This window comes from Pantoea sp. SYBGC1, from assembly GCF_057197005.1.
Window position 1 is genome coordinate 641,969 of sequence record NZ_JBXUNM010000001.1, and the last position, 15,226, is coordinate 657,194.

General features: G+C 55.5%; 16 protein-coding genes and 1 tRNA gene. 9 read left to right on the forward strand and 8 right to left on the reverse strand.

Features of this window, described 5'->3' with window-relative positions:
* Positions 1 to 44 precede the first annotated feature (44 nt).
* On the reverse strand, positions 45 to 944 hold the full coding sequence (rssA, locus tag AC2CF9_RS02995) for a patatin-like phospholipase RssA (protein WP_150016253.1): 900 nt from the start codon (positions 942 to 944) through the stop codon (positions 45 to 47).
* 96 nt (positions 945 to 1,040) lie between these two features.
* Between rssA and AC2CF9_RS03000 the strand changes: the two genes are divergently transcribed.
* The 4 genes from AC2CF9_RS03000 (at position 1,041) to xthA (ending at position 3,592) form a co-directional block, all read left to right on the forward strand.
* Positions 1,041 to 1,496, forward strand: a complete 456-nt coding sequence (locus tag AC2CF9_RS03000; RefSeq protein ID WP_484556221.1) for a YchJ family protein — start codon at positions 1,041 to 1,043, stop codon at positions 1,494 to 1,496.
* Positions 1,497 to 1,552: 56 nt separating this feature from the next.
* Positions 1,553 to 2,401, forward strand: a complete 849-nt coding sequence (purU, locus tag AC2CF9_RS03005; protein ID WP_065649176.1) for a formyltetrahydrofolate deformylase — start codon at positions 1,553 to 1,555, stop codon at positions 2,399 to 2,401.
* A 154-nt stretch (positions 2,402 to 2,555) separates the two neighbouring features.
* Positions 2,556 to 2,640 (forward strand) — tRNA-Tyr (locus AC2CF9_RS03010).
* A gap of 145 nt (positions 2,641 to 2,785) precedes the next feature.
* A complete protein-coding gene (gene xthA / locus AC2CF9_RS03015; RefSeq protein ID WP_484556222.1) occupies positions 2,786 to 3,592 on the forward strand; it encodes an exodeoxyribonuclease III in 807 nt (268 codons plus the stop codon).
* Positions 3,593 to 3,625: 33 nt separating this feature from the next.
* Here the strand turns inward: xthA and AC2CF9_RS03020 are convergent, their stop codons facing one another.
* The 3 genes from AC2CF9_RS03020 to AC2CF9_RS03030 all read right to left on the reverse strand — a co-directional run bounded on the left by AC2CF9_RS03020 (position 3,626) and on the right by AC2CF9_RS03030 (position 6,539).
* A complete protein-coding gene (locus AC2CF9_RS03020) occupies positions 3,626 to 3,925 on the reverse strand; it encodes a YnjH family protein (RefSeq protein ID WP_150016256.1) in 300 nt (99 codons plus the stop codon).
* Positions 3,922 to 5,841, reverse strand: a complete 1,920-nt coding sequence (locus tag AC2CF9_RS03025; RefSeq protein ID WP_484556223.1) for a DNA topoisomerase III — start codon at positions 5,839 to 5,841, stop codon at positions 3,922 to 3,924. Before AC2CF9_RS03025 ends, AC2CF9_RS03020 begins: the two co-directional genes overlap by 4 nt.
* A gap of 146 nt (positions 5,842 to 5,987) precedes the next feature.
* A complete protein-coding gene (locus tag AC2CF9_RS03030; RefSeq protein ID WP_039384682.1) occupies positions 5,988 to 6,539 on the reverse strand; it encodes an NAD(P)H nitroreductase in 552 nt (183 codons plus the stop codon).
* A gap of 171 nt (positions 6,540 to 6,710) precedes the next feature.
* Between AC2CF9_RS03030 and sppA the strand changes: the two genes are divergently transcribed.
* The 3 genes from sppA to pncA all read left to right on the forward strand — a co-directional run bounded on the left by sppA (position 6,711) and on the right by pncA (position 10,289).
* Entirely contained in the window at positions 6,711 to 8,567 is a 1,857-nt protein-coding gene (gene sppA / locus AC2CF9_RS03035; protein WP_484556224.1) for a signal peptide peptidase SppA, read from the forward strand.
* Between the two features lie 84 nt (positions 8,568 to 8,651).
* Entirely contained in the window at positions 8,652 to 9,665 is a 1,014-nt protein-coding gene (gene ansA, locus AC2CF9_RS03040) for an asparaginase (RefSeq protein WP_484556225.1), read from the forward strand.
* Between the two features lie 15 nt (positions 9,666 to 9,680).
* Positions 9,681 to 10,289, forward strand: a complete 609-nt coding sequence (gene pncA, locus AC2CF9_RS03045) for a bifunctional nicotinamidase/pyrazinamidase (protein ID WP_150016260.1) — start codon at positions 9,681 to 9,683, stop codon at positions 10,287 to 10,289.
* A gap of 30 nt (positions 10,290 to 10,319) precedes the next feature.
* Here the strand turns inward: pncA and AC2CF9_RS03050 are convergent, their stop codons facing one another.
* Together AC2CF9_RS03050 and msrB are read right to left on the reverse strand one after the other, a co-directional pair.
* Entirely contained in the window at positions 10,320 to 10,601 is a 282-nt protein-coding gene (locus tag AC2CF9_RS03050; protein WP_150016261.1) for a YeaC family protein, read from the reverse strand.
* Position 10,602: 1 nt separating this feature from the next.
* A complete protein-coding gene (gene msrB / locus AC2CF9_RS03055) occupies positions 10,603 to 11,013 on the reverse strand; it encodes a peptide-methionine (R)-S-oxide reductase MsrB (protein ID WP_039384692.1) in 411 nt (136 codons plus the stop codon).
* Positions 11,014 to 11,351: 338 nt separating this feature from the next.
* Between msrB and gapA the strand changes: the two genes are divergently transcribed.
* On the forward strand, positions 11,352 to 12,350 hold the full coding sequence (gene gapA / locus AC2CF9_RS03060) for a glyceraldehyde-3-phosphate dehydrogenase (RefSeq protein WP_039384694.1): 999 nt from the start codon (positions 11,352 to 11,354) through the stop codon (positions 12,348 to 12,350).
* Between the two features lie 72 nt (positions 12,351 to 12,422).
* Positions 12,423 to 13,307, forward strand: coding sequence for a D-hexose-6-phosphate mutarotase (locus tag AC2CF9_RS03065; RefSeq protein WP_150016262.1), 885 nt, complete (start codon positions 12,423 to 12,425; stop codon positions 13,305 to 13,307).
* On the opposite strand, the gene AC2CF9_RS03070 is transcribed toward AC2CF9_RS03065, so the two are convergent.
* Together AC2CF9_RS03070 and AC2CF9_RS03075 are read right to left on the reverse strand one after the other, a co-directional pair.
* Positions 13,304 to 14,152, reverse strand: coding sequence for an aldo/keto reductase (locus tag AC2CF9_RS03070; protein ID WP_484556226.1), 849 nt, complete (start codon positions 14,150 to 14,152; stop codon positions 13,304 to 13,306). The genes AC2CF9_RS03065 and AC2CF9_RS03070 overlap by 4 nt on opposite strands.
* A 61-nt stretch (positions 14,153 to 14,213) precedes the next feature.
* Entirely contained in the window at positions 14,214 to 14,963 is a 750-nt protein-coding gene (locus tag AC2CF9_RS03075; RefSeq protein WP_370513321.1) for a MipA/OmpV family protein, read from the reverse strand.
* Positions 14,964 to 15,226 lie beyond the last annotated feature (263 nt).

The following is a 15,226-nucleotide window of genomic DNA, read 5'->3' on the forward strand; positions in this document are numbered from 1 at the left end:
TTAATTATTGTCATCAGCGACAACCCCCCTGAATGAACAACTGACTATCTGCTACGGACCAGTGGTAATAGTTCATCCATTTTTTTCTCTACGGCCGCCTTACCGGCAGCCATCGCCTCTTCAGCACGATGAAAGTCCAGCGTTGAGATCTGCGGACAAAACGGCTGAATCAGCACATCCGGCGGATCGCCCGCCATACGGTTGCGTTTAAGGCGGTTTTCCAGCACCTGAATCGAGGTCGACATGATCTCCATTGCGCCAGGTGACTGCACCGCGCGCTGGCGGGTAAATCCCATCAGACGCTGACGCAATTTTTTACCCCAGGAGAGCGCCTCTGCCGCGTCATCGCCGTTTTCCGGCGTTACCGACAGCAGATCCTGCTGCATCAGATGCGCATCATGCTGAAGATCGACCGCAATAACAATGTCTGCACCGAGCGCGCGCGTCAGGGAGATGGGCACCGGGTTTACCACCGCGCCATCCACCAGCCAGTATCCATTGTAGCCAACGGGTGGTAATAAGCCTGGCATACTACAGGAAGCGCGCACGGCCTGATGCAGATCGCCCTCAGTCAGCCAGAGCTCACGGCCGGTACTCAGGTTTGTGGCAACCACGCCAAAAGGTTTCAGGCCGCCATCAATCTGGTCATGCGGGATCAGCTGGCGAATATGACTAAAAACGCGATCGCCGCGCAACAGCCCCCCGCGCTGCCAGGAGAGATCCATCAGGCGTATAACATCCCAGTAGCGAAACGCGCTGACCCACTTCTCCATGTTTGCCAGGTGACCATTGGTGTAGGCGGCACCAACCAGCGCGCCGACTGAACAGCCCGCTACCACATCAATTTCAATACCGGCACGCTCCAGCGCATTAATAACGCCGATATGCGCCCAGCCCTTTGCGGCGCCCGATCCCAGAGCCAGTCCAATTTTGACCTTTCTCATCTTACCTCGTGATGCCGCTGGTACGTAGCATCATGCCACGCAGTCGGCTACCATAGCGCACGCCTATGATAACGTTAACCACTCTCAGGAGATGATGTGTCCGAAAAGTGCCCCTGCTGCAGCGGGAAGCAGTATAGCTTATGTTGTCAGCCCTTTTTAAACGGCGAGGCCATCCCGCTAAGTGCTGAACAGCTGATGCGATCTCGCTATACGGCCTACGCCACGGGTAATGCAGTTTATCTGACAGAAACCTGGCACGCCAGCCAGCGCAGCGTCGATCTAATGGCGCGTTTGTCTGAAAGTTTTGCCGGTACAACGTGGCTCGGACTAAATGTAACCTGTTGTAATCATGGCATCCATGAGAACGAAGCCTTTGTGACCTTTTTTGCGCGCTACCGCGAAAAAGAGCGCGAGTCAGCCATCGCTGAACGTTCACGCTTTCTTCGGGAGGAGGGTCGCTGGTACTATGTGGATGGAACAGCGCCAGCAATCGGGCGTAACGATCGCTGCCCCTGCGGCTCTGGCAAAAAATACAAAAAATGTTGTGGCTGATATCCGCTTCGCCGCAATGGTAATACCCTTATCGCTTTGACAGGACCTTGATTGAGATGCAAGCGCAAACACTGCAACGAAAAGTTTTACGGACCATTTGCCCTGATGCTAAAGGTCTGATCGCCAAGATCACCAACATTTGCTACAAGCATGAACTCAACATTGTGCAAAACAATGAGTTTGTCGATCACCGCACCGGCCGCTTTTTTATGCGCACCGAGCTGGAAGGCATTTTTAACGACAATACGCTGCTGGCCGATCTCGATAGCGCTCTGCCGGCCGGTTCCGTGCGTGAGCTGCACACTGCCGGTCGCCGCCGCGTTGTTATTCTGGTCACAAAAGAGGCGCACTGCCTGGGTGACCTGCTGATGAAAAGCGCGTTTGGTGGTCTGGATATGGAGATCGCTGCGGTTATCGGCAATCACGATACGCTGCGCTCGCTGGTAGAACGTTTTGATATTCCTTTTGTGCTGGTCAGCCATGAAGGCAAGACGCGCGAAGAGCACGACAATCGCATGGCGGAAGAGATCGATCGCTATCAGCCTGATTACGTGGTGCTGGCAAAATATATGCGCGTGCTGACGCCTGCTTTTGTGCAGCGCTACCCGAACCAGATCATCAATATTCACCACTCGTTCCTGCCAGCTTTTATCGGCGCGCGCCCTTATCATCAGGCGTATGAACGCGGCGTAAAAATCATTGGCGCAACGGCGCACTACGTCAATGACAACCTGGACGAAGGTCCAATCATTATGCAGGATGTCATCAACGTGGATCACAGCTATACCGCTGAAGAGATGATGCGTGCCGGACGCGATGTGGAAAAAAACGTACTGAGTCGCGCGCTCTATAAAGTGCTCGGCCAGCGCGTGTTTGTTTATGGCAACCGCACGATTATTCTTTAAGCGCGTTTTCGCGCCAGTGCGCTGAACTGTCTAACTCTTCAGCGCTACGCGTAAAAAACGGGCAAACAGGTTTTATTTTTACATCCGGTGCTTTACAGGCGGAACGCATTTGGTATGATGCGCCCCGCCTTCAGGCACAAAGATTCAGGCAAGTGGCGGGATTCCCGAGCGGCCAAAGGGAGCAGACTGTAAATCTGCCGTCATCGACTTCGAAGGTTCGAATCCTTCTCCCGCCACCATCTCCTGTTCCGTTCGCGACATCCTGAAAACGCTTCGTTTACTCCTCCCCTCTGATACTGCGCTGCCTGCTCCGCTTCGGGCATGACTTTTTGCCAAAAAGCCGTTACCATCGCGCCGCATACAGGTTATTAAAATGGCAGCGATATGAAATTTGTTTCATTCAACATCAACGGGTTGCGCGCACGCCCTCATCAGCTGGCCGCGCTGGTGGAACAGCATCAGCCTGAGGTTATCGGCCTGCAGGAAACCAAGGTTCACGATGAGATGTTCCCGCTGGAAGAGGTCAGCCAGCTCGGTTATCACGTCTTCTATCATGGACAAAAAGGTCACTACGGCGTTGCGCTACTTACCAAAAACGCACCGGTACGGGTTATGCGCGGTTTTCCGGGCGATGACGCTGACGCTCAGCGACGCCTGATTATGGCGGAGATACCGAGCCCGGCAGGTAACATCACCGTTATCAACGGCTATTTCCCCCAGGGTGAAAGCCGCGATCACCCGCTTAAATTCCCGGCTAAAGAGAAATTCTACCGCGATCTGCAGAGCTATCTGATGGAACACGCTGCCGCTGACAAGCCGCTGCTGATCATGGGCGACATGAATATCAGCGCCACCGACCTGGATATCGGGATTGGTGAAGAGAGCCGCAAGCGCTGGCTGCGTACCGGAAAATGCTCGTTTCTGCCGGAAGAGCGTGAGTGGATGGATCGGCTGCTGCAGTGGGGCCTCACCGATACCTGGCGTGCCAGAAACCCGACGACAAACGATCGCTTTTCCTGGTTCGACTACCGCTCGCGCGGATTCGATGACAACCGCGGACTGCGCATCGATCTGCTGCTGGCCAGTCAGCCGCTGGCCGCACGCTGCGTCGATGCCGGTATCGATTACGCTATTCGTGGCATGGAGAAGCCTTCTGACCACGCTCCCGTCTGGGCGACGTTCGATCTGTAAACGTTAAGCGTGGCGCCTGTGCGCCACGCTTAACTATTTAATGATTTTCCACAGCAGTGGATTGGTGCCCAGCACCTTTTCATCCCGCGAGCACTGCAGCAGTACCCCTTCGGCCTTGACCACTGCGCCTTCTGAATAGCTGCGGTTTTCATAAATGCAGCACTGAAGGCAGCTGTTCTGCTGACGATTCTGGCCCTGCGTCCAGACTTCCGCCGGCATATCCACCACCACATCCGTATTACCCATCCGCCCCGGCTCCGGCATCCGGTTTGCCAGCGCGCTAGTGCTGCAGACCAGCAGCGCCAGCGCCACTCCCGTTGTATACCTGCTCATTGCGTCTCCTTTGGCTTTCGCCGCTGTTTTTTGGCTTTCACGCGCGCTGGCGAAGCGGCCGCCAGCCCTTTGAACGCCTGCAAAGAGGGCCGCTGCCGCGCCTCGCCAATCAGCGTGGTCAGCGTTGACACCAGCGGCTGCATAAACTCATCATAGCGGCAGCTTTTTTCGCTGATGCGCGTCAGGGTTGACTCCCACTGCGCCGTCATATCTGGCCGCGCCGCCATTTCCGGCAGCGCATGGATCAGGGCTCTGCCCGCCTCCGTCGAGTGGATATAGCGCCCTTTTTTAACCAGGAAAGTCCGGCGAAACAGCAGCTCAATAATGCCGGCCCGCGTCGCCTCCGTTCCTAAACCATCGGTCGCACGCAGCACTTTCTTTAATTCTTTATCCTGCACAAAGCGCGCAATGCCGGTCATGGCGGATAACAGCGTGGCATCCGTGAACGGCCGCGGCGGCTGAGTCTGCTTCTCCAGCAGTTCACCGCGCTCGCACAGCAGGGTGTCGCCTTTAGCGACCACCGGCAGCGGCGTGCCGTCGTTCTCTTCGTCACGCTCTTTATTCCCGAGCAGCGCGCGCCACCCCGCTTCCGCCAGAAACCGCGCTTTTGCCACAAACCGGCCACCACCGATCTCCAGATCGATAACGCATTTGCGGAACTGCGCATCCGGGCAGAACTGCATCAGATATTGCCGGGCAATCAGCGCATAGATCCGGGCCTCATTGTCGCTGAGTGCGACTTTGCCGGTACGCGCGGTGGGAATGATGGCGTGATGCGCATCGACCTTTTTATCGTCCCAGCAGCGGTTTTTCTGTTCCGTATTGAAATCAGCAGGCGGCGTGAGATCGGGCTGATGCACAGCGATCGCTTTCAGCACCGCATGACGGCCGGCGTAATGCTCATCAGGGAGATAGCGGCTATCCGAACGCGGATAAGTAATAAGCTTATGCGTCTCATAGAGGCGCTGACAGCACTCCAGCACGCTCTGCGCGCTCAGCCCGTAACGCTTTGCGGCTTCAATCTGCAGGCTGGAGAGCGAAAACGGCAGCGGTGCGGTTTCCGATTCACGCCTGTCGTTATAGCCGGTCACCTGCGCGGGCTGTCCCTCAATACGCGCCAGTACATGCTCTGCCAGCGGCCGGTGCAGCACGCGCCCCTCTTCATCCTGCCAGGGCTCACAGGCGTCGCTTGGCACCCAGCTGGCAACGAAGCGCTCCTCTTTTGGCGTGACGACATGCGCTTTCACTTCAAAATAGTCTTTGGGCACAAAGTGCTCAATCTCTTCATCCCGCCGCACGACCAGCCCGAGCACCGGCGTCTGGACGCGCCCCACCGACAACACGCCATCATAGCCGGCGTTACGCCCCAGCAGGGTCCAGGCGCGCGTCATATTAATGCCATACAGCCAGTCAGCGCGTGAACGCGCCAGCGCTGAGACGCAGAGCGGGATAAATTCGCGGTTTTCGCGCAGCCGGCTCACCGCACGCTCAACGGCCGCCGGATTAAGATCGTTGATCAGGCAGCGCTGCACCCGCTGGCGCTTCCCGGCCGGCAGCTGCAGATAGTCCAGCACCTCATCCACCAGCAGCTGACCTTCGCGATCCGGATCGCCGGCGTGCACGATTTCGCTGGCCTGCTGCAGTAAGCCTTCTATGGCTTTCAGCTGTTTCGCTACCGAGGGGCGCGGCTGCAGACGCCACTTTTCAGGAATAATCGGCAGATCGGCCAGGTTCCAGCGGGCATAGCGGCTGTCGTAGCTATCAGGCTGCGCCTGCTCCAGCAAATGCCCGACGCACCAGGTCACCACCTGATCGTTACCGCAGGCGATATAGCCCTCTCCGCGGCGATGCGGCTTTGGCAAAACATCTGCGATGGCACGCGCCAGGCTCGGTTTTTCAGCAATAAATAGACGCATGGAAGGCGCAAATCCTTTCTTTTATCTTTAACGAAAACAGTGAAGCGATGGTAGCCTGGCGGCCTGCTGCAGGTAAGCTTTCTCTGCACGGATGCGGTGCTTTTGCGCACGACGCCTGCAATTCTGCCAAATTGCAGGCGGGAGAATCAAAACCAGGAGACAAACTCTGTGGTATCCGGCGCGACAACCGTGGTGCTGGCTTTAAGCTGCGGCGTGCCGAGATAGAGAAAGCCCACAATGGCATCTTTTTCTTTGCAGTTGAACGCCGCCCGCACGTGAGGATGGTCGGTCCAGGGGCCACTGCGCCAGATGCCGTTATATCCCTGAGCCAGCGCAGCCATCTGCATCGCCATAACGGCACAGCCCGCAGAGACAACCTGCTCCCACTGCGGCACTTTTTCAGAGGGCTTGTAGTCTGCAATGACCGTTATCACCATGGGCGCACGAAACGGCGCCGCCGCCGCTTTCGCGATGGCTTTTTCATCCAGCGCGCTCTCGCGGGCGGCCTGCTCCAGCACGCGGCTTAGCCGGTCCCGTCCCTCATTCTCCGCAATAACGAAACGCCACGGGCGAAGCGTACCGTGATCGGGTGCCCGCATACCGGCATGCAGAATGTTTTGCAGCACCTCACCCGCCGGAGCAGGTTCAGTCAGCCGCGAAGCTGAGCGGCGGTTAGTCAATAACTCCAGTGCATCCATAAGGGTTCTCCTGTGCCTTTTGATGATGTGCTAATCCTGGCACAGCGCGATCTTTTGTAACAGTCTGGTGCGAATTCCTGCTGACTTTTCAGCCGCTGCTCTTTAGGATGATGCCGATATCGGGGTCCGCACGCCTGCTGCCGGCCCTGGCTACGTGAATATGGAGAGTTTATGCGCACATTGTGGCGAATGATTACCGGTCTGTTCCGCTGGAGCTGGCGCGTTCTGAATTTTATCCGGGAGTTTATCCTTAACCTGTTTCTCATTGTTCTGATCCTGGCCGGTGTCGGCATCTGGCTGCAGCTGTCGAGCGCCGGCAACAGTGAACCGGTTCAGCAGGGAGCGTTAAAAGTCGATCTCAGCGGTATGCTGGTGGATAAACCTTCGGTGAATAACCGCCTGAGTCGCATCAGCCGTCAGCTGCTGGGTGCGAACAGCGATCGCCTGCAGGAAAACTCCCTGTTTGATGTGGTTGATGCGATTCGCCAGGCTAAAACTGACAGCAATATCACCGGTATCGTGCTGGATCTGCGCGATTTTGCCGGCGGCGATCAGCCCTCTCTGCAGTATGTTGGTAAAGCGCTGCGGGAGTTTCGCGACACCGGAAAACCAGTTTATGCGCTGGGTGACAGCTACAGTCAGGCACAGTATTACCTGGCCAGCTTTGCGAATAAAATCTGGCTCTCGCCTCAGGGCACGGTTGACCTGCACGGCTTTGCGACCAACGGCCTCTATTACAAAACGCTGCTGGAAAAGCTGAAGGTCTCTTCCCACGTTTTCCGCGTAGGCACTTACAAGTCAGCCGTTGAACCGTTCCTGCGTGACAACATGTCACCGGATGCACGTGAGGCGGACAGCCGCTGGATCACCCAGCTATGGCAAAATTATCTGAATACGGTGTCAGCTAACCGTCAGATTACGCCAGAGCAGCTCTTTCCCGGCGCGGCAGGCGTGATCAGCGGGCTGGAGGCAGTACAGGGCGACACCGCTAAATATGCGCTGAATAATAAACTGGTGGATACGCTGAGCTCACGCGCGGCGGCTGACCAGGCGCTGGCGAAAACCTTTGGCTGGGACAAAGCGAATAATGACTACCGCTATGTCAGCATCTATGACTACCGTCTGAAACAGCCGGCGCAGCAAAAAGGCAACATCGCGGTGATCCTCGCCAGCGGTGCGATCATGGATGGAGAAGAGAGCGCAGGCAATGTCGGCGGTGACACAACGGCCGCACAGATCCGTGAAGCGCGCCTCGATCCCGCCATCAAAGCTATCGTGCTGCGGGTAAACAGCCCGGGCGGCAGCGTCACCGCATCGGAAGCGATTCGTGAAGAGCTGGCCGCCGCGCATGAAGCCGGTAAGCCGGTGGTGGTCTCCATGGGAGGCATGGCCGCATCGGGAGGTTACTGGATTTCAACGCCGGCAGATTACATCATCGCCGCACCTTCTACACTGACCGGTTCTATTGGCATCTTTGGCGTGATTAATACGGTCGAAAACAGCCTGGACGCAATCGGCGTACATACGGATGGCGTAGCCACCTCCCCGCTCGCTGACGTAGCGACCACCAAAACGCTGCCTGCAGAGGTACAGCAGCTGATGCAGCTGACGATTGAGAATGGCTATCGCAATTTTATCGGTCTGGTCGCTGCATCGCGGCACAAGACGCCTGAGCAGATTGATGCGATTGCACAGGGCCATGTCTGGACCGGCAGCGATGCCAAAAACAATGGTCTGGTTGACGCACTGGGTGATTTTGACGACGCCGTGGCGAAAGCTGCCTCGCTGGCCAGCGTGAAACAGCCTGCGCTGAACTGGTATCAGGATGAACCGGGTATGTTTGATCTGCTGCTCAATCAGATGAACGCCTCGGCGCAGGCGGTGCTGCCCGACGCGCTGAAAATCTGGCTGCCCGCACCGGTGCAGGATGTTGTCAGCACTATGCAGTCGCAGCCGGGCCTGCTCGGTAAGCTTAACGATCCGCAAAATCGTTACGCCTTTTGTCTGAATTGCGGCAGCGTTCGCTAATTTTACAGCCCGGCCGCTGGTCGGGCTGCTTTTCCCTGTCAATCCCCTTATACTGCGCGTTTTACGGCAAGTCTGAGTACACTCATGCAAAAGAAAAATATCTATGTAGCCTACACGGGCGGTACTATCGGGATGCAGCGTTCTGCGCAGGGCTATGTTCCGGTATCAGGCCACCTTCAGCAGCAGCTGGCCAATATGCCTGAGTTTCACCGGCCGGAGATGCCGGATTTTACAATTCATGAATATGCCCCGCTCATCGACTCTTCTGATATGACGCCGCAGGACTGGCAGTCAATTGCAGATGATATCCGCCAGAATTATGACGCCTATGACGGTTTTGTTATTCTGCATGGAACCGATACCATGGCTTTCACCGCATCAGCTCTCTCCTTTATGCTGGAGAATCTGGCAAAACCGGTGATCGTAACCGGGTCGCAGATCCCACTGGCGGAACTGCGCTCTGACGGTCAGCAGAATCTGCTGAATTCACTCTATGTGGCGGCTAACTATCCGATTAATGAAGTAGCGCTGTTTTTCAATAACACCCTGTTCCGCGGCAACCGTACCACTAAAGCGCACGCCGACGGCTTTAACGCCTTCGCCTCGCCAAATCTGTCGCCGCTGCTGGAAGCGGGGATCCATATCCGCCGTCTGAATACGTCTCCCGCGCCAAAGCAGTCGGGCGAGCTGGTGGTTCATCCCATCACACCGCAGCCTATTGGCGTGGTTACCATTTATCCGGGCATCTCTGCAGACGTGGTGCGAAATTTCCTGCGCCAGCCGGTTAAAGCGCTGATTTTGCGCTCTTATGGCGTGGGCAATGCGCCGCAAAATGCGGAGTTCCTGCATGAGCTGCAGCAGGCGAGCGAGCGCGGGATTATCGTAGTTAACCTGACGCAGTGCATGTCCGGCAAAGTGAATATGGGCGGCTATGCCACCGGCAATGCGCTGGAGCATGCTGGCGTAATCAGCGGTTTTGATCTCACCGTTGAGGCCACGTTAACAAAACTGCACTATTTATTAAGTCAGGACCTTAGTCCCGATGAAATTCGTGCCAGAATGCAGCAGAACTTACGTGGCGAACTGACAGAAGATTGAACGGAGCAGAATGATATGAAGCGGGCATTGGTAATTATCGATATCCAGAATGACTTTTGCCCCGGCGGTCCGATGGCCGTGCGCGAAGGCGATCATACTGTGGCGGTAGCGAATCGCTATGCGCGTGAGTTTCACCAGCGCGGCGAGTGTGTTGTGGCCCTGCAGGACTGGCATCCGGCAAATCACGGCAGCTTTGCTTCAGTGTCCGGCGAGCCGGTCTATACGCTGGGTGAGCTTAACGGGCTGGCGCAAATCTGGTGGCCGGACCACGGTATAGAAAACAGCCCGGGCGCAGATTTTCATCCCGACCTCGATCGCTCTCTGATTGACGCAATATTTCATAAAGGTGGAGACGTGGATGTCGACAGTTACAGCGCCTTTTTCGATAACGGACACCGGCGCAAAACTGAACTGGATAACTGGCTGCGCGAACGCGATATTACGCATCTGGTTATGCTGGGAATTGCGACTGACTACTGTGTGAAATATAGCGTGCTGGATGCGCTGGAGCTCGGATATCACGTTCAGGTCGTTAAAGAGGGCTGCCGCGGCGTGAATCTCAACCCGGAAGACAGTGACATAGCACTGGCGCAAATGCAGGCGCAGGGTGCGGAAATAATCTGAAAAACAGGCTGGTTATTCCAGCCTGTTTTCTTAGTGCAGATTGATGCGCGTGACATCCGGCTCAATGCCGAACTCTTCTTTCAGCTGCTTTTTAGACTTCGTCACAATATCTCCCCCTTTGGCAATGCTCATATGCTGAGGTGAATCGTTGTGACGCGCCTGCCACAGCATGACCAGCTGCAGACAGTGTTCGCGCTGCTCCTGCGTTAATGCCACCCCATCCGGCCATTTACCCGTTTCAACTGCGGTTGCCAGACGGGCATAGATCTCAGGCGTCATCGCATCCAGCATCGCATTCAGTTCCTGCTTCATTCTATCCCTCCTGCTGCTTGCCCTGCTCGTCAGTAAAGCTCAGCGAGGCGGAGTTAACGCAGTAGCGCTCACCGGTTGGCTGCGGACCATCCGGAAAAACATGCCCCAGATGCGCGTCACAGCTGCCGCAGCGGATCTCAACCCGGTGCATGCCGTGCGAATCATCTTCCAGGTAGCGTATCGCCTCATCGCTGACCGGCTGGTAGAAACTTGGCCAGCCGCAGCCCGAATCATATTTGCTTTCTGACAGAAACAGCGGTGCCTGACAGACCAGACAGTGATAAATGCCATCCTGTTTGTTGTGTAACAGCGCGCCGGTAAAGGGTGGCTCAGTACCCCGATGCTGCGTGACGTAGCGCTGCATTTCCGACAGCTGGCCGATTTTTGCTTCAGATGCGGTATCTTTTGCCATTTTTGCTTCCAGAGTATCTTTCTGTAGAAATCAGCTACTATTCTAACAAACGGACAACATTGCCCGACGTTTTTTTTGTGCGAACTTTTCTGCCCTGGTCGCTGCAGCGTGGTTTTGTGATGACGATCACTCTTTGTGACAAACTTCCCTTTTCACACGCTAATCAGCGTAAGATAGACGCGCTGTAAAATCGGCACGCAAGCGGTTGCAATACAGATTATTCCTGGCGTTGGAATTGACCTGTCGCAACAATTGACACGATTCCGCTTGACGCCTGGTAAGGTTTTTGTAATTTTACAGCCAACCTTTTATTCACTAACAAATAGCTGGTGGAATATATGACTATCAAAGTAGGTATCAACGGTTTTGGCCGTATCGGTCGCATCGTTTTCCGTGCTGCTCAGCAGCGTTCAGACATCGAAATCGTCGCGATTAACGACCTGCTCGACGCCGATTACATGGCTTACATGCTGAAGTACGATTCTACCCATGGTCGTTTTGACGGCACCGTAGAAGTACAGGATGGCGCGCTGATTGTTAACGGCAAAAAAATCCGTGTTACCGCTGAGAGAGACCCGGCTAACCTCAAATGGGACGAAGCAGGCGTTGACGTTGTTGCTGAAGCAACCGGGATCTTCCTGACTGACGAAACCGCACGTAAGCATATCTCTGCCGGTGCAAAGAAAGTGGTTCTGACCGGTCCATCTAAAGATGACACCCCAATGTTTGTACGCGGTGCCAACTTTGATAAATATGCTGGCCAGGATATCGTGTCTAACGCATCCTGCACCACCAACTGCCTGGCTCCGCTGGCAAAAGTCATCAACGATAAATTTGGTATCGTTGAAGGCCTGATGACCACCGTTCACGCTACTACTGCTACCCAGAAAACCGTTGATGGCCCGTCACATAAAGACTGGCGCGGCGGCCGCGGTGCAGCACAGAACATCATCCCATCTTCAACTGGCGCAGCAAAAGCGGTGGGTAAAGTACTGCCAGAGCTGAACGGCAAACTTACCGGTATGGCTTTCCGCGTTCCTACGCCTAACGTCTCTGTGGTTGACCTGACCGTTCGTCTGGAAAAAGCAGCAACCTACAAAGAGATCTGTGAAGCTATCAAAGCGGCTTCAGAAGGCGAAATGAAAGATGTACTGGGCTATGTTGAAGATGACGTGGTTTCTACTGACTTCAACGGCGAAGTACTGACTTCAGTATTCGATGCCAAAGCTGGTATCGCGCTGAATGATAACTTTGTGAAACTGGTTTCCTGGTACGATAACGAAACCGGTTATTCCAACAAGGTTCTCGACCTGATTGCTCTGGTTGCAGCTAAATAAGCGACCAGGCTATATCAATAAGGGTGACTTCGGTCGCCCTTTTTTTTCGACCAGATAAACAGAGGCTGAACGATGCCAAATACGCTTTTTACACTGCCTGTGACAGAGCAGATAACCCCTTACCTGTCGCTGCGTCAGCAGGATGAGCTGCCGGTCGTGGTTATCAGTCATCCTAAAGTTCGTGCGGCTATCGCGCTTCAGGGCGCGCATCTGCTCGCCTGGCAGCCCAGCGGTCAGCAGCCTGTTCTCTGGCTGAGCGATAAAAGCGCGTTTAAAGCAGGTAAAGCGATTCGCGGCGGCGTGCCGATCTGCTGGCCGTGGTTTGGCCCTGCCGGTGAACCGGCTCACGGATTTGCCCGTACCCAGCTATGGACGCTGACAGCACACGATGAAAATGACGATGCCGTCATGCTGACTTTCACGCTGGAAAGTAACAGCCAGACGAAAAAGCTCTGGCCTCACGACTTTACTCTGCTGGCCCGTTTCCGACTGGCCGACCAGTGCGAGATTGAACTTGAAGCCTGGGGCGATTTCGACGCGACAGCCGCGCTGCATGCTTATTTTAGCGTGGCGGATATTGCTGAAACCGCAGTAAGCGGGCTGGGTAAGACGTTTATCGATAAAGTGGCGGATAACTCACCGGGCGAAAACAGCAGCGGCGTACAGCGCTACCCGGGACGGATCGACCGTATTTATACCGCGCCTGACGAGTGCAGCGTCATTAAAGACAGCGGCGGCAGCCGGCAGATTGAGGTCTACCATCACTATCAAAGTGACGTTGTCACCTGGAACCCGGGCCCTGAACTCTCCTGCAGCATGGGAGATATGCCGAATGATGGCTACAAGAGCATGGTCTGCGTCGAGACAGCGCGCATTACCAAACCGCTGAAAAGCGCGGGCGAAACACCTGCCCGCCTGGGGACAACCTTACGCGTGCGGAGCGCCAAGCCCGCTTAAACCATATCCAGCGGCACGCGCTGCTGCGGGGCAGGAAACAGCTGGTCAAGTAAGGCGATCTCTTCGGCGCTGAGCATAACGTTCAGCGCTGCAGCGTTTTCCTGAACGTGCGCGACGCTGCCTGCTTTCGGTATCGCTATTATACCCTCATGCCGGATCGCCCAGCTCAGCAGCAGCTGCGCCACGCTAATCTGCTTATCCCGTGCCAGCGCCAGCAACTGCGCATTATCAAACAGCGCCTGACGCAGCCGCCCCGCCTGGGCCAGCGGGCAATAAGCCATTACCGGCATGGCACGCTGCTGGCAGAGCGGCAGCAGCGTATGCTCAATGCCGCGGGATGCGAGATGGTACAGCACCTGATTCGTCGCGCAGGAGAAGCCGCCCTCCTCTCCCCACAGCTCTTCCATATCGTCGCTGTCAAAATTTGATACGCCCCAGCTGCGTATTTTTCCCTGCGCCACCAGCTTCTCCATGCCGCGCAGGGTCTCCTCCAGCGGGATATTACCGCGCCAGTGCAGCAGATAAAGATCGAGGTAGTCAGTTTTGAGTCGCTGCAGGCTGCGCTCACACGCTCCGGTGATATCAGCTTCACTGGCGTTCCACGGATAGACTTTGGAAACCAGCCAGGCGCTATCGCGCCGCCCCTGCAGCGCTTCACCTACCACTCTCTCAGCTTCACCGTCAGCATACATTTCGGCTGTATCTATCACCGGCAATCCGGCAGCAAGCCCCGCCTGCAGCGCAGCGATCTCCTGAGCACGCAGCGCGGGGTTTTCCCCCATATACCAGGTTCCCTGCCCGATAGCGGGCAGCGAAGCACCATTGATCCAGACATTTTGCATCATCCCTCCTGCGCGGTACGGCTACAAAAAAACAACGCCTGATATCAGGCGTTGCGATAGTGCATCAGAAGCTGTAGCTGAGGCCGGTCCAGAGCGTGACCTGGCCGTTTTTATCAACCATCGGGCTGTCTTTAATCTCATCATCAAAGCGGGTGTAGCGCCCGGAAAAACTGGCGTTCCAGTTTTGGCTAAGCTGGTAGCTGGCGTTCAGCTCGACATAGGGCGACCAGCTGTCATCGGGCCGGTAGGTGGCGATACCGCTACGGGCACTCTCATGCGAAGAGACGCCGTAGTAGTAACGGTTTTGATTTGCGCTATTCCACAGGGCTCCGATACCGGGCGTCAGGCTGAATGCGCCAAACTCAAAGCGGTAGAGATACGTCAGATCCCAGATGATGCCATTACTGTTATTCAGCACATCACCCAGTAATGCCGTGCGCAGGATCCCCCACTCTGCAACATGACGATAGGTGCCACCCGCCATCAGCGTCATCCGGCGCTTATCCAGAGATTTCATATCGCCCAGATCGTTATCATCCGGGTCATACTGCTGTGGCGAACCGAGCAGCGTCAGCGACAGCTGATTCTGCGGGTCTTTCCACAGGTAATAGCCGCCCTGCAGGCTGCGAAACCAGAAGTTTTCGCCTTCATAGTTGATAACCGGTACGGGCAGATAGCGATCCTGTCCGCCACGATAAGGCGATTGAGCATAGATAACAGAGGCGCCCAGCGACAGCGGGTCAGCATGAGCTGCAAATGCGGTCGCCAGCGCGGGAGACAGCAGCATAAACGCAGAAAATTTAAATGTGTTCACTCTATATTTTGCCTGTTAAGTCACTAATTGCTTTTGCAGTCTAGCGAATATTTGGTAACAGAGGCAATCTGCTGTGAACCGGATTGGCTAATTCTGCCACTCTTCACATCTTGCAGAAATTTACGCAGCTTATGCCGAACAGAGTTGTTGGCATCTTTACAGGCCGTCTCCCATCCTCACAGGCGAATATTTCGCAAAACGATCGTGGCTTAAAACAATATGCGGAAATTTGCGCGTTTTTTGTGCGCTAATCGTTTAATCCT